This window comes from Streptococcus sp. 27098_8_148 (assembly GCF_041432105.1).
Classification (GTDB): domain Bacteria; phylum Bacillota; class Bacilli; order Lactobacillales; family Streptococcaceae; genus Streptococcus; species Streptococcus parasanguinis_AE.
Window position 1 is genome coordinate 1 of the sequence record NZ_JAPVYY010000018.1, and the last position, 21,016, is coordinate 21,016.

Sequence of the window (21,016 nt, forward strand, 5' to 3'; positions counted from 1 at the left end):
TCCCACTCTCTTTTTTATTGTCATTTTTCCCAGAAAAGGGATGTCTGATCAAGCATTAATAATCCAGAGCATCTGAATGACCTTTTCCGTTTCCTACGAAATAACCAGTCTTGGCATTGATACTAAAGAGATAGGTTCCATCTGGTTTGAAGAGGTTGTAATAGCCATTACCGTTAATGATATTGACACGCTCTAAAATGTATTGATTGCCAGTGATATGCCCACGTTTACGAGCAATGTTCAGTACTTTTTCAAGGATCCCATCACCAAACACCCAAGCCGGATTATTGACATCATTGATAGCTGCTTGGTTATATGGCACACGGCTCAGATTCCGCTGAAGTGGGACACCATCGCTTGGAAGACCGTATCCTGAATAGCCTGGACTTGCCGTTACTGCACCACCTGTAGCAGCATTGACAGCTGGGGCCGTAGGCGTTGCTGCTTGAGCTGGGGCTGGAGTTGCATTAGAAGTATCTGTACCACCTGTCCCTGTCACTGGTGCCGGTGTCGCAACTTGTTGTGAACGTCCTTGCGCAACCGCCTCATTCAATAAGCTATCTAATTTTTCATTGCCTGTCTTTGTTTCTGCAAAGGTCGCATCACTTTTCGCTTTGGCAGTTGCATCAAGAACTCCATCTTTGATGACTGGAGAACTAAATTGAGAATTCACTTTTTGAATAGCAGAAACTTGCTTCACAAGGTCTTCATATTTTGTTTTAGCCGCATTATAATCACTGCTTCCTTCTAATTTGTCCAGCAGTTTCTTCAGATTTTCCAAGTCTCCGAATTTATCATTTTTAAGAGCACTTTTTGATTCATCTACAAAAAAGGCATCGTAGGCTTTGGTAAACTCTTCCAATTTTTGAGCCTGTGTTTCACTGCTACTTGATTTAGAAGTAGAAGATGACTTGCTAGATGAAGACGATACAACAGTTGTACCACCAGATTTTCCACGACTGTGCATCCAGTTATAGGTCACAAAAATGGCCGACCCGACAATCGCTAGACCTAATGCAGAGTATAGAACTGCTTTGATTCGTTTACCCGCATTGCTTGGTGTTTCCTCAGGAAGCTCCTCTGCTTCTACAATTGGTTCAGTTGGTGTAGGTCCAAATTTAATCTTAGCAGGTAATTCTGTTGAGATAGCATCCATTTCAGGCCTTTGTTCCAAGACTGTTTCCGTTACTTCCGGTGCCTCCACTGCTTCAGCTACTTCGGCAACTGTTTCTGAAGCTGCCAACTCTTCAGCTTTAGCCAACTCTTCCTTAGCTAAGATCTTTGTATCGTATTTTTCCGCTTCAATTTCTGCTCGGTGTTGTTTGATGTATTTGTCTAAGACATTATCACCTTCCGTTACACCTGCTTCGATTTCTTCTGCCTTTCGATTGGCCTGCCCAATCGTCATCTCTTTAGCATCTTCAAACTCTAAAATTGATTCTGTTTCTTGCTCTAATGGCTTTTTATCCTTCTCTGTCATAAAAATCCTTTCTATGCCTTAATCTGCCGTTTTACTCGTTCCCCAAAATATTGGTAGAGATCAACTTTTAGGGTTCCGTTATAAAGTTTTCGTTTTTTATCTGCTTTACTACCGAATTTAGATTCAAAACCTTCATCACTGGTTAAGATAAATTTACTCCAGGTTTTGAGAGGTGCAAATACGTGCCCCATTTCAGTATACAATTTCGTCACACCCTCATCATCAGATAATCGTTCTCCATATGGAGGATTGGAGATAATCACCCCGTTGATCTTATCTGAGTGAAGATCTTGGACTCGCATTTGTTTAAAAGTAATGTCACTGCTAACGCCCGCTTTCTGGGCATTTTCTTTGGCAATCTCAACCATCCGCGCATCGATATCAGTTCCCATAATATCCAATTCGATCTCGCGATTGATTTTTCTGCTTGCTTCTTGACGGACTTCATGAATCAAGCGATCATCCATCCAGTTCCATTCTTCAAAAGAAAAGGTCCGACGTAAACCAGGTGCCATATTTCTCGCAATCATCGCCGCCTCAATACAAAACGTTCCAGAACCACATGTCGGGTCAATCAAGGGCTTATCTGGATACCAGTTTGACAGCAGAAGAATTGCCGCTGCCATATTTTCCTTAATAGGGGCTCCCCCTTTTTCAGTCCGATAACCACGTTTGAAGAGGCTACTACCAGTGGTGTCAATCAAAACAGTGGCTTGATCTTTAAGGATCGATACTTCGATCTTGAACTCTGCCCCATTTTCCATGAGAGGAACACCTTCTGGGCGGGCATAATGTTTTTGTAACTTTTTAACCACTGCTTTTTTCGAAATGGCCTGAACGCTAGGTTCATTATGAAGTTTTGATTTGACACATTTAGCCTTAGAAATAGGAAAACGTGCTCCTAAAGGCAAATAGTTTTCCCAATCCAAAGCAAAGACACCTTGAAAGAGTTCTTCAAAGGTTTTGGCTGGAAAAGTCCCAACCACAATTTTCACTCGATCAGCCGCGCGCAACCAGAGATTGGTCTCTATGATTGCTCGACGGTCTCCTTGAAATCGAACCCGTCCATTTTCAACCTGGCAATCGTAGCCGAGATCGCGTAGTTCTCGACCAACAACAGCCTCTATACCAGCAGCGGCCGTTGCAATCAATTCAAATTGTTTTTTCATCTTATTCCTATCACTTTAAAAAAGGAGGTTGAGATCTCTCTCCACCTCATCAACCTATATGCAATTTTCTATAAGCCATGTTTTGTTCCAGAAATGACTAGGTACCATTTCTTTCGATAATCATCTGTCTACTGTTTCCAGTCAGAATGCTATGTTCGTTTCCACGCATTCCATGCCCCGACCAAAGTTTGGGTTGCTAGCTTGAGGGGTTTACCGCGTTCCACTTTTTAGGTTTCCCTAAAAACTACGTCACTGTGGCACTTTCAGAGTTACTAGAGCATATCCTTAGACTTAGCTCCTTCACTCGCCGTAACTTGAATACCAAGTCCCTAGGCTTATGGATTCACCTAGCACAAACACTACAGGCATCACAGCCTGTGCTAGCATGGACTTTCCTCATGAGAATATTCTCTCACGCGATTATCCAAAAATTGCACAATCTATGGGATTAATAATCGCGATCTACGATCTGTTTCCCAAAAACTTCTTTTTCCAAACGATTGAGACGTTTGAGAATATCAAAGTTCGTCGCTGTTGTCACTTGCGGGTATTCTTGCGTAGCAGTGCTAGCAATCGGAGATGTTTGTGGTGTTTCCTGTGCTTTTTGGGCAAGTTCTTCACGAAGGCGTGCGTTTTCTTCACGCAATTCCTTCACCAAAGCAGCATAGGTTTCATAGTCTTTTATGACATCATCCAAAAATTCATTTACTTCATCTTTATTATAACCACGAACTTCTCGTTTGAAATCTTGATCAAAAATATCTTTCGCAGTAAAAATAATACTCGCCATTACTCTCTCCAATCTAGTTCATCATCTCAATTATATAAAAAAATGGTAAGAAAAATCAAGGTATAACACTTAGTTTTCGTAAAAATTTTCAGCAAGTTCATTTAAGTCATCAAAACTTAATTGTTTGACATAAAATGGTTCTTTTTCTACCATCATTTTGTAAAGATATTTTAAATTGGTTTCATTTTCTGGATCATAAAAAACATAAGCTCCATCCGCGTTATCTATTAAAAACTGATTGTATTCTTTTAGTTGACCCGGATTGCTATAGTGGGGATAGGCATATTTCACGAAATCCACCTGTTTGAAGCGTGCTAATAATTCCTGATTGCTTTCATTCCAATTTTCGCCAACATTCTCAAATAGGAAGATCGTCGCCATTTGAAAATCGTAATCTTTTTTTAATGCAAAGGCGACCTCTAGTACCCAAGCCTCAAATCCCAAATTACCAGAAAAGACCAGCCATTTCACTCCTTCTTCAAATAGACGACGAAGATCTCTTTCAATGGCTTTTTTGATAATGGTCAGTCGAGGGTCTTTATTGGAAAAGACTCCCACATCAAAACTCTTATAACCTGCAACAAGTATGGTATTCATTTTTTCCTCATTATTCTAATTTATGATATAATAGAGTGATGTAATTGTACCAATAAGGAGAACTATGGTCAACTATCCACATAAAGTAGCCAAAAAAACCTTGGTCTCTACACAAAGGAAACATCCAGTCGACTTTGCGAATCGTGGGATGACATTTGAAAAAATGATCAATGAAAGCAATCAATACTATCTTTCTCGAGGTCTAGCAGTCATCCATAAAAAACCAACACCGATTCAAATCGTGAAAGTGGATTATCCACGTCGCAGTCGGGCAAAGATTGTTGAAGCCTATTTCAGGCAAGCCTCAACGACGGACTATTCTGGAGTATACAAGGGACGCTATATCGATTTTGAAGCGAAGGAAACACAGCAAAAGCAATCCATGCCGATGAAAAATTTTCATCAACATCAAATCGATCATATGGAGGCAGTTGTTCAGCAAGGCGGTATCTGTTTCGTTCTCTTGCATTTTGCAAAGTTGAGTGAAACCTACTTACTTCCTGCTCCTGCATTAATTCACTATTACAACATCGATCATGGTAGTAAATCCATGCCCCTCTCCTATATTCAGGAGCACGGCTTTCTAGTAGATAAGAATCGTCTTCCAAGCGTTCCTTATCTTGATATTATCGAACAGAAACTTCTAGGCGGTATTTAAATGAATAAACAAACAGTCATTCAATGGTTGAAATATGTTGCCATAGCAGCCATTTCATTTTTCTTACTTTTATTCGTCCTTGGCGGACTGATATTTGGTTATTATGCCATGAAAGCACCAACCTTGTCTGAAAAAGATCTGGTTGCCACAACATCTAGTAAGATTTATGACAATCAAAATAACTTGATTGCGGATTTAGGTGCTGAGAAACGAATCAACGTCTCAACAGACCAAATCCCAACTGATTTGGTTAACGCTATCGTGGCGATTGAGGACCACCGATTCTTCAATCACCGTGGAGTCGATATCATTCGGATTGGTGGCTCCTTCCTTCACAACTTGCGAGGAGGAAGCCAAGGGGGATCAACCTTAACGCAGCAATTGATCAAATTAACCTATTTCTCAACTTCCGCTTCCGATCGTACCCTATCACGAAAGATTCAAGAAGCTTGGTTAGCAACCCAACTAGAAAAGAAAGCAACCAAACAAGAAATCTTGACCTATTACGTTAATAAAGTATTTATGGCGAATGGGAACTATGGAATGCAGACAGCTGCAAAAAGCTATTATGGAAAAGACCTAAAAGATCTATCGCTCCCTCAAGTAGCGCTTCTAGCAGGGATGCCTCAAGCGCCGAACCAATACGATCCTTATTCTCATCCCGAAGCGGCACTTCAACGCCGAAACTTAGTTTTAAAAGAAATGCTCGATATGAAGTCCATTTCCAATAAACAATACGAAGCGGCAGTGAATACACCTGTTACAGATGGTCTTCAAAGTCTTAGCTCTTCAAGCAGTTATCCAGCTTATATGGATAATTACCTAAAAGAAGTGATCGAGCAAGTCGAAGAAGAAACGGGCTACAATTTGTTGACAACCGGAATGGATGTCTATACAAACGTGGATACAGAAGCTCAAAAGAAACTATGGGATATCTACAATACAGATGAATATGTCAATTACCCGGATGATGAAATGCAAGTAGCTTCTACCGTTATTGATGTCAATACTGGTAAAGTCATTGCTCAGCTGGGTTCTCGTCACCAATCCAGCAATGTTTCCTTTGGTACAAACCAAGCGGTTGAAACGAACCGTGACTGGGGTTCATCAATGAAACCAATCACAGATTACGCACCAGCTCTTGAACATGAGGAATATACCTCTACAGCAGCTACTACAACAGATGCGCCATACAACTTCCCTCATTCATCAACGCCTGTCTACAACTGGGACCGTTCATACTATGGTAGCATGTCCATTACCTACGCAATTCAACAATCTCGTAACGTGCCTGCGGTGAAGGCCCTGGAAAAAGTTGGTCTTAAACAAGCTAAGAAATTCCTCAATGGATTAGGGATCGATTACCCAGAAATGGTTTACGCCAACGCTATCTCGAGTAACACTAGCGATTCTAGCAACAAATACGGAGCCAGCAGTGAGAAAATGGCAGCTGCCTATGCTGCTTTTGCCAATGGCGGTACCTATTACAAACCATCCTATGTTAGTCGGGTTGTCTTTAGTGATGGCACAACCAAGGAATTTGAGTCCGAAGGAACTCGTGCAATGAAAGCAACAACTGCCTACATGATGACAGATATGATGAAGACAGTTCTCTTGTCTGGTACCGGTACAAATGCTGCCATTTCGGGAATCTACCAAGCTGGTAAGACTGGTACATCAAACTATGATGATAACGAGGTCAATAAGTTAACAAAAAATATAGGTTATTCAAGTATTGTGACACCAGATGAATTATTCGTAGGATACACACCTGAATATGCTATGGCCGTCTGGACGGGTTATTCCAATCGCTTTACACCAGTATTGGATAATGGAATACAGGTCGCAACGGATGTCTACCGTCAAATGATGCTCTATCTTGCTAATAATAATAACTCTGGTCATACGGATTGGACGCAACCAAGTGGACTGTATCGAAGTGGTTCTTATCTCTACTTAAACAATGGTAAGAACAACTACAATAACTACTACTATGAGCCAAGTTATTCCACTGATCAGTATTCGTATGAAGAACCATCGTCTAGCTCTTCGAACGAAGAAAATCCATCTAAACCATCTGAGCCTTCTTCACAAGACTCTAACAATCATAACGAATAATATAACAGAGAAGTCGGGCTTTTCGCCCGGCTTTTTTTTAACAATGGTTAAAAAACCAGAACGAATAAAATCTGATTTATTTAGTTAGACTTCCCAGCTTTTTTATTTTTGAGTATATAAAAAAAAGAGCCTTTCGGCTCTTTTCTGTATCATTATTTTGCCAAAGCTCCCATTGGATCCCACGGTGCTAGGACAATTGGTTCTGCTTCATAGGCTGCTAATTCGTCTGCTGTTAGGAATTCTTTACGAACCACGATTTGGTAGGTATATTCATCCATCCAAGCATCAGAAGCCACAAAGTAACCATCTGTACCGACCTTGTCTCCCCATGAATTTTCAACCTTCCATTTACGAGACTGACCTGCTTCGTCTAAATCAACCCCTGTCAAGACCATAGCATGTGTCATGAGACTTTCTGCATAGTCCAAGCGACCCGCCTTGTCTTGTGTCAAATGAATGTCCATGCCTGCTTCAAAATCGTAGACATCTGTTGCCAGGATTCCGGCTTTACGGTTGCTGACTTGGCCTACATCTGAACCAAACCAGACAGTTTCCCCTGCTTTCATTTGAGCAATGGCTAATTCTTTCAATCGATCCATTGGAACATTTAGGTAGCGGACTGGACGGCTACCAACAACATTGCCCAGCATATCTACGGTGTAAGAATTTCCATATGGCTTGTCTGTAGTTGGGGCATTGATAATAGAGACGTAATCGTCTAATTGAAGGTCTACATATTTTTTGTAGAAGCTTTGTGGAGTTAAGCCACTTTCACTATGGAATTGGTTGTCCTTATCACGGTATGAAAAGTCAAATTCACGTGGAGGCAATCCTAAAGACATAGCCAAGAAGTTAAAAATTTCTTGCAACAGCGCTTGTTTCTTGCTCGCAACTGCCTCACTATCTGCGCCTGAGTGAATCAAATCACGCAAGATTTGCGCATCTTGACGCAAGAGTTTATTGAGGTAGGTGTTCAATTCCCGGCTATTGCTTGAAGAAATCGATTCTGGATAAACTGATTTTGGAACCACTCCGTATTTCTCAAAGAGAGATACCACCATATCCCATTGACCGCCATCTTGTTGTGGGGTTTGTAGGAGAAAAGCCACCTTACGGCTGGTCAATTCTTGGTCTGCTGTAGCAATCACTTGCTCCAAAAACCAGTTTGATTTTTCATACTTATCCCAAAAGAAAGTATGTGCTTGAGACAATTCAAAATCCTCCAATTGGAAGCTTGAAATCATCTTGTGACGGAAGGTATTTAAAGCAGCAAACATCCAACAACGTCCAGATGCTTTTTGGTTTGTCACCTTATCCTTGGTCAAATCAAGTGAAAAAACTGGTGTATTTTCTACTGCACTCTTGCGCGTTTCAAGCGATGCATGGATCCCATTGTGGGTAACAGCATTTTCAAGAGCCGCATATTTCACATTTGCTTCATAATTAGCATAGAGCTGGTCTGTAAATTCTTTCGTTAATTCTGACATAGCAATCTCCTTTTTTCATTATTTACTATTATAATCCTTTGAGCAGAATCTTCAAGTAAAAATCACCCTATAGAGAGGGATTCTGTTTAGAATAGATGATTTTATCCCCGCAATATCCTTTGCGTTGAATGGCATGAGGGATGGTTTCTACATACTGCATTCCTGCCTTTTCCATGACTTTCCCTGAAGCAGGATTTAAACTGACATAAGTGGCTTTGATTTCTTTAAATCCGACTTTGTTCAATAAGAAATCCAAAACAGCTATGACGGCTTCTGTCATGAATCCCCGCCCCCAGAATTTCTTGCCAAGGATATAACCTAGCTCGCATGATTGACTTTCCTGGTCTTGAGAAACCACACTAATATCTCCAATTACCTGATCCAGTGATGTTTTCAAACAAAGCGCCCATTTATAAGTATCTGGTTTACGATACTGTTCGATCCATCTTTTGATCGATTCTCTGGTTCTCTCAGTAGATGCATGGGCATCCCAAGTGACATATTTCAGGGTTTCAGGATCCGAAGCCCAATTTTCAAACATCGCTGGTGCATCTTCCAAAACGAAAGGCCTCAAGTATAAATGCTCTGTCTCTATGACAAGACTTCCAAGATGATTCATAGATTGTCTCCCTTCATTTTTTCATGCAACTTGAACGTTGCAAGTTGGTTACTTTAATCTAGAAGAAAAGGACGGATGAAATCGCCCTTCTTTTTGATGCTTTTCACAATATTGTATGGTGAGACTACGAAATCGAACTCTGCGAGTTACCGATTTCTGTCTCGTTTTCCTATTTTAAGACTCGGGCTAAAAAGGTCCAGTGGACCTTTTTACTCCCAGAAATGATCAAATACTGTGATTGGCAGGTGGCGTTTGTGTTGGCCTTTGTACCACCATTTTTCAATAGTGGCTTGAGCTTCTGGGCTCACTTGTTTGCCTTCTAGGTAATCATCGATTTCATTATAGGTGACACCCAGCGCTACTTCGTCTGCTATTCCTGGTTTTTCTTCTTCCAAATCTGCAGTTGGGATTTTCTCATAGAGAGCAGGATCAGCTCCCAAGGCTTTAAGCAATTGTTTTCCTTGGCGCTTGTTCAAACGGAAAAGGGGTAAAATATCTGCACCACCATCTCCAAATTTTGTGAAGAAACCTGTAATATTTTCCGCTGCATGGTCCGTCCCAATAACGGCTCCACTCCGCGCACCTGCTAAAGCATACTGAGCAATCATGCGACTGCGAGCCTTGATATTGCCCTTGTTGAAGTCGGAGATATCCGTTCCTGTTGCTTCGACAGCGCGTTCCATGGCATCAACTGATTCCTTGATGTTAACGACTAGGCTGACATCTGGCTGGATAAAGGTCAAAGCTTTTTGAGCATCTTCTTCATCTGCCTGTACCCCATAAGGAAGGCGAACAGCAATAAATTGATAGGAGGCATCTCCTGTCTCTGAGCGCATTTCTTCCATGGCTAATTGAGCTAATCGCCCAGCAAGAGTCGAATCTTGTCCTCCTGAGATCCCTAATACAAATGTTTTCAAGAAGGGATGTTTTTTTAGATATCTTTTTAAGAAATCAACCGAGCGGCGAATCTCTTCCTGAGGATCAATGCTAGGCTTGACACCCAATTGTTGGATAATCTCTTCTTGCAAACTCATTTTGCTTCTCCTTCTCCATTGGCCTTGTTACGCATTTCCTCGATTAGATCCATCTTATCCTGCCAAATATCTTTTGCCAAGTCAACTGGGTAATGCTGTGGATTAAGGACACGCTTGTATTCATCCCACAATTGATCGTAATTTTTACGAGCATATTCTTGAATTTCTGATAATGGTGGTAGTTGATAAACCAATTGCCCCTCTTTAAAAATATCCACTAAAAGAGGAATAGCCTCAAAGTTTCGGACCGTTTTATTGATGTAGGTATAAGTCGGATGGAACATTTTAAGTTCTGTCAGTTGAGAAACATCTACTCCATCATAAGTAATGTAGTCCCCTTCTGACTTACCTTTTTCACGACTCGTAATCCGCCAGACTTGCTTTTTACCTGGAGTAGAAACTTTCTCTGCATTATTAGAAAGCTTGATGGTATTGATCATCTCTCCTGCTTCGTTTTCAACAGAAACAATTTTGTATACCGCCCCAAGTGCTGGTTGATCGTAAGCCGTAATTAGTTTGGTTCCCACACCCCATACATCAATTTTTGCTTTTTGCATTTTTAAGTTGAGGATGGTATTTTCATCCAAGTCGTTAGAAGCGTAGATTTTAGCATTTGTAAACCCAGCCTCATCTAATTGCTGGCGAACTTTTTTAGAAATATAGGCAATATCTCCTGAATCAATCCGAACGCCTAAGAAATTGATCTTCTCTCCCATTTCACGCGCTACCTGAATAGCTGCTGGTACCCCAATACGAAGGGTATCATAGGTATCGACGAGGAAGACACAATCTTTATGGGTTTCCGCATAAGCCTTAAAGGCTTGGTAGTCATTTCCATATACCTGTACAAGAGAATGGGCATGGGTTCCTAAAACAGGGATTCCAAAGAGTTTTCCTGCCCGAACATTACTAGTCCCATTAGCACCTCCGATGACTGCCGCACGAGTTCCCCAAATCGCAGCATCCATTTCTTGCGCGCGACGTGTCCCAAATTCCATCAAAGGCTCATCTTCAATGACCGAACGAATGCGTGCAGCCTTTGTGGCTATCAAGGTTTGAAAGTTGACTATATTTAAGAGGGCTGTTTCCACCAATTGACACTGAGCCAGAGGACCTTCGACCTGGACAATTGGTTCATTGGCAAAAACTAAGTCACCTTCTTGAGCCGAGCGTACTGTCAGTTCCAATTTAAGATCACGGAGATATTCCAAGAAGGCTCCATGATAACCAAGTGACTCTAAATAGGCAATATCGCTCTCAGAAAAACTCAAGTTTTCCAAATATTTCACAATTCTCTCTAAGCCAGCAAATACAGCATAGCCGTTTTTAAAAGGCTGTTGACGAAAATACACTTCAAATACAGCATGTTTATTGTGGATACCTTGATCAAAATAGACCTGCATCATGTTGATTTGGTATAAATCAGTATGCAACGTTAAACTGTCATCTGGATACATATGAATACCTCTTTTTTTAGATTTGTTCTATGAATTCCTACCATAAAATTAGTACCATTATAGCACATTTCAGCCCCATTGAATACTGAAAGGAAAGCACAAAAAAAATCTGAGACACAAACCTCAGATTTTTAAAAGATTAAAAGTTTTCTGTGATATATTTATAAACTTCTTGGCCAGCAATCGCACCGTCTCCGACGGCTGTCGTCACTTGACGTAGGTCTTTTTGACGAACATCACCAACCGCAAAAATACCTGGGACTGTGGTTCTCATATGATCATCCGTCACCACCCAGCCATTTTCATCTAAAATACCAAGTTCCGTCGCAAAATCACTGACAGGATCTAAACCGACATAGATAAAGACACCACCAAAGGCCTGCTCTCTAACCTCTCCTGTCTTCACATCTTTTAAAAGGACAGACGTTACTTTTGGTTCCCCCTTAATTTCTTCAACAACCGTATTCCAAGCAAAGTGAATTTTATCATTGGCAAAGGCACGGTCTTGAAGAACTTTTTGGGCACGCAACTGATCACGACGATGGGCAATGGTCACTGTTTTTGCAAACTGAGTCAAAAAGACAGCTTCTTCTACCGCAGAATCGCCACCACCAACGACCAAGAGATCCTCGTCTCTAAAGAAAGCACCATCACAAACAGCACAGTAGGAAACCCCTCTACTATTCAGCTCCTCTTCGCCAGGGACATTCAATGGACGGTGGTTAGACCCTGTTGCAATCACCACGGTTTTAGCTTCAAATTCCCCATCATCTGTGACAATCTTTTTGGTTGCTCCGAGGTCTTCGATGCGCTCTACCTGACCAAACAAATGTTCCACACCAAGATTTTCTAAAGGCTCAAACATTTTTTCAGCCAAGTCTGGGCCACTAATATTCGCATAGCCAGGATAGTTTTCAATGTCAGACGTATTGTTCATTTGACCGCCTGGAATTCCTCTCTCAATCAATGCGACCTTTAAATTGCTTCGTGCTGCATAAAGGGCAGCAGTCATCCCTGCAGGACCTGCTCCAATAATCACTGTATCAAACATACTCAACCTCTTTCTGTTTTGTTGTAACCATTATAATTCTAACACGGTCTTTTTGCAATTATCGTGCTTGAAAGATAAACAAAATCCCTATGACCGCAAAGGTTAAAATAGGAATCGTCATGATATCAATTAAGAGGATATCATACAAATGGGCTTGTCGTTGCTTGGCTGTTTTATCTTTCTTCTTAAGGGCACGGTAGCCAATCCAAATACAAGAAGCGATCCCAACTAAAATCGTTGTCGTCACTAAACTTTGTAAATATAAGGACAATAATTTATTTAACATCACGACTCCAAATATTTTTACATTTTCAGAAAACAAACCCAGCTAGCATCGCCAGCTGAGTCTTACCTCTCCTCTATTATATCAAACATAGGTCCGTTTGTAACTAGCAAAGAATTCTTTTGTCCGTTCTTCTTTTGGATGTTGCATGATTTCCTCTGGTGTTCCAGATTCAATAATCCGTCCTTTATCCAAAAATAGGACCTTATCTGCTACTTGCGCTACAAAAGACATATCATGGCTGACCAGTACCATGGTTTGTCCTGATTTTGCAGCATTGGCAATGGATTTTTCAACTTCTCCAACCAATTCTGGATCCAAGGCTGAAGTCGGTTCATCCAGCAAAAGAACTTCTGGTTTCATGGCCAAAGCACGGGCCAAAGCCACCCGTTGTTTTTGTCCACCTGAGAGGTGACGAGGATAGTGATTTTCACGATCCGATAAACCGACTTTTGCTAGTTCTTCTCGAGCAATTTTCGTTGCTTCTTGATCGGATAAGCCCTTCACAACAATGAGCCCTTCTTTCACATTTTCAAGAGCTGTTTTTCTACCAAACAAATTAAACTGTTGGAAAACCATGGCCAATTTTCTTCTTAAGGTCAAGATTTGATCTTGGGTAATGTGCTCAAAATCAACTTCGAAATCATCAATCTTAATTCTACCGCTATCTGGTGCTTCCAAATAGTTTAAACTGCGTAAGAAGGTTGATTTACCAGCTCCCGAAGACCCGATTAGGGCCACGACTTCCCCTTTTTGAATTTCCAAACTGAGATTATTTAAAACCTTTTGACCTGAAAATGTCTTTGATAATTCTGAAATATAAATCATTAGATACGGACCTCCTGATCTGGTAAATCAATTGCTACGGGAGTCTCAATATCCAGTCGACGTTCAATGTGACGGCCTAGTATTTCAATGAGAATGTTCACAATCCAGTAAACAATCGATACCGTGATAAAGCGTTCAAAGTACTTCAAATCGCTCCCACCAATAATCCGTGCTTGGGCAAAAATTTCAACCACACTGGCACTAAAGGCTAGCGAAGTCCCCTTGGTCAATCCGATGAGAGAGTTGATTAAAGTAGGAGTTGCAACGACTGCTGCATTGGGAATAATAATCCGGCGATAAACTTGACGGTTGGTCATCCCAAGACTACGCGCTGCCTCAATTTCACCAGGATCCACTGATAAAATGGCTGCCCGGATGGTCTCACTCGCATAAGCCGCCTCATTAAAGGCAAGAGCAACAATTGCAAACAGCTCAGCCGGAATGGCATTAATATTAAAAGCTGTTCCATAAGACTGATTGATCGCTTTTAAAATAAGAGGAATCCCATAATAGGTCAACATCAACTGAACCAACAAAGGAGTCCCCCGTAAAAAACTGACAAAAACAGCTTGAATCGGGTAAAGAATTCGTACACGATTAATTTTGACCAGAGCAAAAATCATGGCAAAAATAATCCCAAAAAATGCGCCTCCTAGGGCTAATAAAATCGTCACAGGCAATTTTCCTATGACAGCCGGAAATGCATCCAATACAGCTCTCAAACTAAACAGCTTGCTATCTGGAACGTGTTTTAAAAAGTCAGCATACCAGTTGGCAGTTAAAAGATTAGTTGTAAACATTTTTGTTACTTCCTTTCTCGAACATAAACATTCTATCACATTCACTATCGGAATTCCAAAAATTGCTACAGAAATAGAAAAATGATAGACTACTCAAATTTAGTCTATCATAATTTTAGACAAGTTCCTAATAGTTTTTCTTTATGGAGTTCATAAAGAAAATCTATGTTTTCTTCTGAACATTTGAAAGAAGGGGTTAGAAAGTTTGACGTTTGGCCTTTCGTTTGGCCCGACCACGCGCACGGTTTTCAGCTCGCTTAGCTTTTCTCCGCTTTTCATCAACTGCCCATTTAATTTTTTTCTTGTAGCCTGGTTTGATTTTTTTCTTTTTCTTCTTCACCAGACCAATCATTTCGATGTCGAGTTTCTCTTGCTTTTTCTCACGATTGGCCCGTCTATCCCGATCATAAGTATCTTCAATAACCCCATTTTTCAACACTTTCGGTACGAAACGAATGCCCATTTTTTCTAGTTCACGGATATCTGAATCATCACTCGGTTGATAAAGAGTAATAGCGACACCTGGTAGACCATTGCGTCCTGTCCGGCCAACACGGTGAACAAAGAAGGAAAGATCTTGTGGAATGGCATCGTTGATGACATGACTCACCCCTTCGATATCAATTCCACGAGCCGCCAAATCTGTGGCCACAATATACTCAAAATCAAGATTTTTAACCTGATTCATGATCCGTTTCCGTTCACGTGGTGGGATATCTCCGTGAATCTTCGCCACTTTTAATCCTTGAGCCACTAAATAGGCATGGAGATCATCTGCTCTCGTTTTGGTATTAACGAAAATCATAGCCAAATAAGGTTGCAAGGTCTTGGTCAATTGGTAAATTTGCTCATTTTTATCCCGACCCTTGGTCGAAACCAGCCAATTATCGATGGTATCTGAAATCACCGTCTTGGTCTTAATCTGCTCCATGACTGGGTTTGAGAGATATTTTTTCAAGAAAGGTTGTAATTTCTGCGGAATGGTGGCTGAAAAAACTAAAAATTGCAGTTGTTGCGGAAGTCTTGAAGCAATCTTATCCACGGTTGACAAGAATCCCATGTCCAGTGTCATATCCGCCTCATCTACCACAAAAGTATGGGCCTTATGAATAGCCAGATCACCAGATGCAACTAGATCGTAGATCCGGCCTGGAGTTCCAATCACGATATGTGGTTGTTTGACCTGGAGTTTTTCAATCTGACGGCTTTTATCCGTTCCTCCAACATAATTCACAATCCGAATCTCTTTTTCAGAATGACTAGCGATTTGACGAGCAGCTTGGTAAATTTGCGTCGCCAACTCCCGACTAGGAGCCGTGATGACCGCTTCAACTTGCTCACTGTCTTCATTTAACGTTTGAAAAATCGGCAAGAGGAACGTATGGGTTTTCCCAGAACCAGTCTTTGACTCTCCTACCAAATCATTTCCATCTAGGACAATCGGAATTAGTTTTTCCTGTACTTCGGTTGCTTCTCTAAAATTGATTTCTTTCAGTGCCTCTTGAATATAGGGCTTAAAATTAAACTCTGTAAATTTCATTTTCTCAGTTCCTTTCATGATCTCTATTATTATATCAGAAAAGCTGTCTTCTTGCCTCTCTTATGAGTCATTTTTCCTAACCAGCGAAGTCTCTCTGAGTCAGTAAAAAAACGATGGGAAAGCCCACCGTCGTTTTATAGGTAGAGAAGAACTAGAGTCACGACACTTGTCACCAAGGCAATGGTCCACATAAAGGCATCCACTTTCCATTCTGACCAGTTTTGCCCATTGCCAAAAAGGCCACCCAGTTCTAAATGATGGTGGAAAGGAGTCATTCGGAAAATCCGACGTCCTTCCCCGTAACGTTTCTTGGTCCATTTGAAATAGGTCACTTGTAGCATCACTGAACCTGTTTCAATGACATAGACCAGACCAATCAAGAGCAACGTCCACTCGACATGCAGAGCCATTGACAAGGCTGCAAGCATCCCTCCAAGAGCTAGACTACCGACATCCCCCATAAAGATTTTAGCCGGCTTGTGGTTGAAGACAAAGAATCCAAGCAAGGCCCCAATCATACTCAAAGTCACAAAGAGAATGTCCCATTTCCCTTGCATATAGGCAATAAAGGAATAGGCACTCAGGCTAATGGCAACGGAGATGCTGGCTAATCCATCAATCCCATCTGTCAAATTGACCGCGTTTGAAAAACCAACCAACCAAAATAAAGCAAAGAGAATGTAGAAATGGCCCAAGTAAAGATCGTAACCAAAGACATTTAAAAGGCTTCCTGCACCGTGGCGTTCAGAAAAAATATAGAAGATGATTCCACCAACAAGTTGAAGGGCCAATTTTTGTTTTGGGTTAAGACCTTCATTAATCTTACGAAAAACTTTTAAAAAGTCATCCAAAAATCCAACAATTCCATAAAGAATCAAGATAAATAGAATCAGTTGAACAGGGCGCGTGAAATTTCCAGTCAATACGGTAACGACAAAACTAACTAGAACGGCTGTAATGAGAAATACAACTCCACCCATTGTCGGAGTGCCAGCTTTCGCTTTGTGTTGTTTCACATCTTCGTGCATTTGTTGCCCAGAAATATGAGCACGATGGTAAAATCGAATAAAGGCTGGAATAGCAGCCACTGTTAATAGAAACGATACAAGGATCGTAGCAATATACATCTTAGTCTCCTAATGTTAACGTAATCTTTTTAGTTTTATTAAGTGAGGTGTTCATTTTGACACTTTGTTTGGTTACTTTCTTTCCACTACCTTTATAGGTAATCTCAATTCCAGTCCATTCTCCAAAGATGTCCGCATTTTTCTTTGTCCAACCGTACATATCTGGAACCGCATCAAAGTCTTCTGTCAATAACAATACTTGCTGATTGGCTTTGACTTTAGAGCCTATATCCACAGACATTTTGCGGATATTTTTCCCGGTTCCTAGGACAATTGGTTGCACCAAATTGCGACGCAATTCCTCTGAATAAGCACCTGGGCTCAGATTTTGTTTCAGATTCAACTCCTTAGAGAGAGTTTCTACTGAAGGGATTTTGTAGGTCGTTTCTTTGGTCACATCATCCAAAGTTGGTGCCTCTGATGTTAGATGCAATTCGTCTTTTAAAGCAACTGCATCTTCCAAAATAGGATTGACCAGCTCTTCCCAGCTGGTGAATGAGAATTTCACTTCTGGTTGTTGGACCGTCACATACATGATGAATTCAGGATCTTCTGCAGGTGTCATGGCTACAACCGAGTAGATATAATCATTTTCTCCTTGCAAGTATCCTTGATCTGTCGCCATTTGGGCAGTCCCTGATTTCACCGCAACGTTTTGACCTGGTACCTGAATGATGGGTCCATCACTGTACAAGGTTCCATACTCTGGATCTGTTCCGACGGTGATCATATAGTTCCGTGTCTGTTGTGCAGCTGATCCTGAAACTGGTTTTCCAACAACTTCTTTTTTTGATTTGCGGGCTGTGTCTGATTTTTTATCGTAAATAGCACTAATAAACTTCGGCTCCAACATTTGTCCATCATTAGCGATGGCACTAAAGGCCCGTAACATTTGAGTTTGACTGACGGAAATCCCTTGACCAAAAGAAGACATGGCTTGACTGACATAGTTATCCCCTGGAAGACCCCCGTAAGCTTCATTTCCCATTCCAAAACGGGTCGGAAGACCGAATTTAAAGCGGGTTAGGTAGTCCATCCAGACAGCATTTCCCATCTTTTGCTCCAAGCGGGTCATCCCCACGTTACTTGAGTAAGCAAAGCCTTGTGCGATATTCATATAGCGACCTTCAGACAGTCCCATATTGACATCCCAGTCACGGATGGTCGCATCTTTTACTTGTAGTTCGTTACTGTAGTATACTTCATTATAGGCTGGGAAGGTTCCATGATCAATCGCCGAAGCTAATAACATGACCTTCATGGTTGAACCCGGTTCATATTGATCTTGATAAAGGATGGTATTCCAGGTTTTCAAGTTTTTCAGATCCAACCCTTGTTTGGTATCCGCATTATAGGATGGACGTTGCGTTGTCGCTAGGATCTCTCCAGTTTTTGCACTCACAAGAGTCGCACTAACATACTTTCCTTTTACTTTTTCTTGGAAAACATCCATACGTGTCTCAAGGTAGGTTTGTAATTCTGCTGAAATGGTCGTATAGACATCTTTTCCATCTTCTGTTTTGACAGAAACCTTATCTGAACCAGGAACGATATTGCCGTTTCGGTCTTTGTCATAGGTGATAACCCCATTTTGACCAGCGAGAATACGATCGAGGGATTTCTCCATCCCTGATTGCCCCTTCAGAGTTTTATTCCCCTCTTTATCTTCTTGAAGAGAGGCCTGACCTATAAATTGAGAAGCAAAAACTCCATTTTTATAGCTTCGATTTGGACTGGTTGTAAAAGCAACCCCTTCAATCTTCGCCGCTTCCATGGCCTCACGGATGGCCGTCATATTGCTATAAGTTATGCCGTTTCCGTTCGAGCCAAAAGAAACCTGTTTCAATTTCTTTTGCGACAACTGTTGAATGACGTAATCCTCATCCATCCCTAAGTACTGCTTAAAGATTTCTGCTACTTTTTTAAATTGGCTCTCTTCTACATAGAGGATTTTCCCGGTTGCTGATTTGTACTTTTTATCAATAATGGCATAAACATTATAGGTCGTCGCATCTTCAGCAATTACTGCTCCATTTCGATCATAGATCGTTCCACGTTTTGCAGGAACAATGACCGTCTGCTCATGGACTTTCTTGGCTTGATCCGATAAGGTCACACCAAATTTTTTGTCAGTCCCAATGATCATTGCAAAATTAATCAGAAAGAGAAAAAAGAGGAAAATCGCCAGTACACTGAGATTTTTCCCAACTTGTTTTCGATTCTGATCCGGCAAGCGACGTTTCTTTATCGAATACCCGATCAAAAATTTTTTGAATTTATTCATCACTACTTGCACTCACTGTTTTTCGATTTTCTTTTTGCAGCTTCATTCCTTGGGAGCTAGCCAACTGTGATAAGCGGTCATAACGTGTTAATTCATTGACCTCTTGACGAACATCTGCCAATTCCGTCTTTTTGGCTTCTAGTTCCGTATTCAAATCAGTCAGTTCACTTTGAACTTGTAAAATCCGTGTCTGCATAAAGACAATACTAATGGCTAAAATCACAGCTGTTAGGACAATCGACCCATAAAAAGCCTTTTCTACTCTAGAGAAACGGCGAAAGTGGTCTTGCAATACCTGTGTTCTTGTTCTCTCATATCTTGCTGCCATATCAATTCCTCTTACTTGTGTATTTTTCGAGCAACCCGTAATTTTGCTGAATGAGATCGATTATTTTCCTCAAGCTCTTCTTCACTTGGCAAAATAGGTTTCCGGTTGACTAACTCCATCTTTGGTTTCAAATCATCTGGAATAAAGGGAAGCCCCTTTGGAACCTCAACCGTCGAAGCTTCTTTAAACAATTGTTTGGTCAATCGATCCTCTAACGAATGAAAGGTAATCACAGAAATACGACCATCGAGGGCCAACAAATCCATGGCTTGCTGAATCGATTCATCCGCCGCTCCCAGTTCATCATTGACTTCGATACGAATGGCTTGGAAGATCTGTTTAGCAGGATGACCCTTTTTCTTGAGCTCCTTAGCTGGTTTAGCAGATTTAATAATCTCTGCTAATTCAGTCGTCGTTTCAATCGGTTTAATTGCTCGTGCTTGCTCAATTTTCCGCGCAATTTGCTTGGAAAATTTGTCCTCTCCATATTTGAAAAAAATGCGAACTAGATCATGGTAATCGTAGCTATTGACGACCTCATAGGCTGTTAAGGAAGCTTCTTGATTCATCCGCATGTCCAACGGCGCATCTTTCTTGTAAGAAAATCCACGTTCCCGTTCATCTAACTGAGGACTAGAGACACCTAGGTCATAACAGATTCCATCAATTTCAGTCACACCCAATTCGTTTAGACGTTCCTTCAAATGACGAAAGTTATCCTTAATGAAGGTCACCATGCCTTTCTCAATGAAAGGTGCCAAACGAATCTTAGCATTCTCAATCGCATGCTGATCTTGGTCAAAGGCATAGAGATGGCCTGATTCATTTAATTTTGTTAACAAATATTCGCTGTGGCCTGCCCCACCCAATGTGGCGTCTACATAGATCCCATCTGGCTTAACATCCAGCATATCGATCGTTTCATGAAGCAAAACCGTTACATGATGAAATTCTTTACTCATATCTTTACTATTTTACCACAAATGGGACCAAGATGCACTCCTGAAAGAAAATTCACTAACTAACCCTGTCGGACCTTTTCAGATCCTACAAAATACCTAGAAAGGCTTGATTTTATTTGTTTCCTCTAGGATTTATGATACAATATTCTTATGAAAATAAGAAAACAGATTCTCATCCCACTTTTATTGGTCGATGCTATCGCTCTCTACTTTTTTCTAACCACTATTGAGGCTTGGATTTTTTGGCTTGCTGCCCTGATCCTAGTCGGCTCACTTTGGTGGCTCAAAAAAGCCATTCAAGGACAAAAAACAGAGATGGAAGAAAAATAATTTCTTCCACCTCTGTTTTTCTTTTATTCCCTCCAAGTAATTCCTTAAAAGAAAGCAAACTAGCTCTGAAATCA

General features: G+C 41.0%; 19 protein-coding genes and 1 other RNA gene. 2 read left to right on the forward strand and 18 right to left on the reverse strand.

Going from position 1 to position 21,016, the window contains the following annotated elements; all coding sequences use genetic code 11:
* Positions 1-55: 55 nt before the first annotated feature.
* The 5 genes from O3646_RS10130 to O3646_RS10150 form a co-directional block, all read right to left on the reverse strand.
* On the reverse strand, positions 56-1,480 hold the full coding sequence (locus O3646_RS10130; protein ID WP_371610839.1) for a cell division site-positioning protein MapZ family protein: 1,425 nt from the start codon (positions 1,478-1,480) through the stop codon (positions 56-58).
* Positions 1,481-1,491: 11 nt separating this feature from the next.
* Complete coding sequence (locus O3646_RS10135) at positions 1,492-2,649, reverse strand: class I SAM-dependent RNA methyltransferase (protein WP_023920295.1); 1,158 nt, start codon at positions 2,647-2,649, stop codon at positions 1,492-1,494.
* A gap of 66 nt (positions 2,650-2,715) precedes the next feature.
* Positions 2,716-3,081: RNase P RNA component class B (gene rnpB, locus O3646_RS10140), an RNA gene on the reverse strand.
* 16 nt (positions 3,082-3,097) lie between these two features.
* Positions 3,098-3,439: a cell division regulator GpsB gene (gene gpsB, locus O3646_RS10145; RefSeq protein WP_049496141.1), complete on the reverse strand. Its 342-nt coding sequence runs from the start codon at positions 3,437-3,439 to the stop codon at positions 3,098-3,100.
* 69 nt (positions 3,440-3,508) lie between these two features.
* Positions 3,509-4,036, reverse strand: a complete 528-nt coding sequence (locus O3646_RS10150) for a DUF1273 domain-containing protein (RefSeq protein WP_023920293.1) — start codon at positions 4,034-4,036, stop codon at positions 3,509-3,511.
* Between the two features lie 64 nt (positions 4,037-4,100).
* Between O3646_RS10150 and recU the strand changes: the two genes are divergently transcribed.
* Positions 4,101-4,694 carry a Holliday junction resolvase RecU gene (recU, locus tag O3646_RS10155; RefSeq protein WP_003010355.1) on the forward strand — a complete coding sequence of 198 codons (594 nt, stop codon included), beginning with the start codon at positions 4,101-4,103 and terminating at the stop codon, positions 4,692-4,694.
* Positions 4,695-6,812: a penicillin-binding protein PBP1A gene (gene pbp1a, locus O3646_RS10160; RefSeq protein ID WP_155168407.1), complete on the forward strand. Its 2,118-nt coding sequence runs from the start codon at positions 4,695-4,697 to the stop codon at positions 6,810-6,812. It abuts the gene before it with no gap.
* A gap of 152 nt (positions 6,813-6,964) precedes the next feature.
* Here the strand turns inward: pbp1a and pepC are convergent, their stop codons facing one another.
* The 13 genes from pepC to rsmH all read right to left on the reverse strand — a co-directional run bounded on the left by pepC (position 6,965) and on the right by rsmH (position 20,612).
* Positions 6,965-8,299, reverse strand: a complete 1,335-nt coding sequence (gene pepC / locus O3646_RS10165) for an aminopeptidase C (protein WP_049490968.1) — start codon at positions 8,297-8,299, stop codon at positions 6,965-6,967.
* 67 nt (positions 8,300-8,366) lie between these two features.
* Positions 8,367-8,918: a GNAT family N-acetyltransferase gene (locus O3646_RS10170; RefSeq protein WP_031575284.1), complete on the reverse strand. Its 552-nt coding sequence runs from the start codon at positions 8,916-8,918 to the stop codon at positions 8,367-8,369.
* 209 nt (positions 8,919-9,127) lie between these two features.
* The gene (gene nadE, locus O3646_RS10175; protein ID WP_371610840.1) at positions 9,128-9,952 is read right to left on the reverse strand and encodes an ammonia-dependent NAD(+) synthetase; all 825 of its coding nucleotides are present in this window, start codon (positions 9,950-9,952) and stop codon (positions 9,128-9,130) included.
* The gene (locus O3646_RS10180; RefSeq protein ID WP_023920286.1) at positions 9,949-11,409 is read right to left on the reverse strand and encodes a nicotinate phosphoribosyltransferase; all 1,461 of its coding nucleotides are present in this window, start codon (positions 11,407-11,409) and stop codon (positions 9,949-9,951) included. The genes nadE and O3646_RS10180 overlap by 4 nt, the downstream gene beginning before the upstream one ends.
* Before the next feature lie 139 nt (positions 11,410-11,548).
* Positions 11,549-12,460, reverse strand: a complete 912-nt coding sequence (trxB, locus tag O3646_RS10185) for a thioredoxin-disulfide reductase (RefSeq protein WP_049473361.1) — start codon at positions 12,458-12,460, stop codon at positions 11,549-11,551.
* A gap of 58 nt (positions 12,461-12,518) precedes the next feature.
* Positions 12,519-12,746: a DUF4059 family protein gene (locus O3646_RS10190; protein WP_003003995.1), complete on the reverse strand. Its 228-nt coding sequence runs from the start codon at positions 12,744-12,746 to the stop codon at positions 12,519-12,521.
* Positions 12,747-12,827: 81 nt separating this feature from the next.
* Positions 12,828-13,571 carry an amino acid ABC transporter ATP-binding protein gene (locus O3646_RS10195; protein WP_003003991.1) on the reverse strand — a complete coding sequence of 248 codons (744 nt, stop codon included), beginning with the start codon at positions 13,569-13,571 and terminating at the stop codon, positions 12,828-12,830.
* Positions 13,571-14,371 carry an amino acid ABC transporter permease gene (locus O3646_RS10200; protein ID WP_049498839.1) on the reverse strand — a complete coding sequence of 267 codons (801 nt, stop codon included), beginning with the start codon at positions 14,369-14,371 and terminating at the stop codon, positions 13,571-13,573. The genes O3646_RS10195 and O3646_RS10200 overlap by 1 nt, the downstream gene beginning before the upstream one ends.
* Positions 14,372-14,567: 196 nt before the next feature.
* A complete protein-coding gene (locus tag O3646_RS10205; protein ID WP_371610841.1) occupies positions 14,568-15,911 on the reverse strand; it encodes a DEAD/DEAH box helicase in 1,344 nt (447 codons plus the stop codon).
* A gap of 134 nt (positions 15,912-16,045) precedes the next feature.
* Entirely contained in the window at positions 16,046-17,038 is a 993-nt protein-coding gene (gene mraY / locus O3646_RS10210; protein WP_155168411.1) for a phospho-N-acetylmuramoyl-pentapeptide-transferase, read from the reverse strand.
* A 1-nt stretch (position 17,039) separates the two neighbouring features.
* Positions 17,040-19,322, reverse strand: a complete 2,283-nt coding sequence (pbp2X, locus tag O3646_RS10215) for a penicillin-binding protein PBP2X (protein ID WP_195327265.1) — start codon at positions 19,320-19,322, stop codon at positions 17,040-17,042.
* Positions 19,315-19,650: a cell division protein FtsL gene (gene ftsL / locus O3646_RS10220; protein ID WP_155168412.1), complete on the reverse strand. Its 336-nt coding sequence runs from the start codon at positions 19,648-19,650 to the stop codon at positions 19,315-19,317. Before ftsL ends, pbp2X begins: the two co-directional genes overlap by 8 nt.
* Before the next feature lie 11 nt (positions 19,651-19,661).
* Entirely contained in the window at positions 19,662-20,612 is a 951-nt protein-coding gene (rsmH, locus tag O3646_RS10225) for a 16S rRNA (cytosine(1402)-N(4))-methyltransferase RsmH (protein WP_003010377.1), read from the reverse strand.
* Positions 20,613-21,016: the final 404 nt, after the last annotated feature.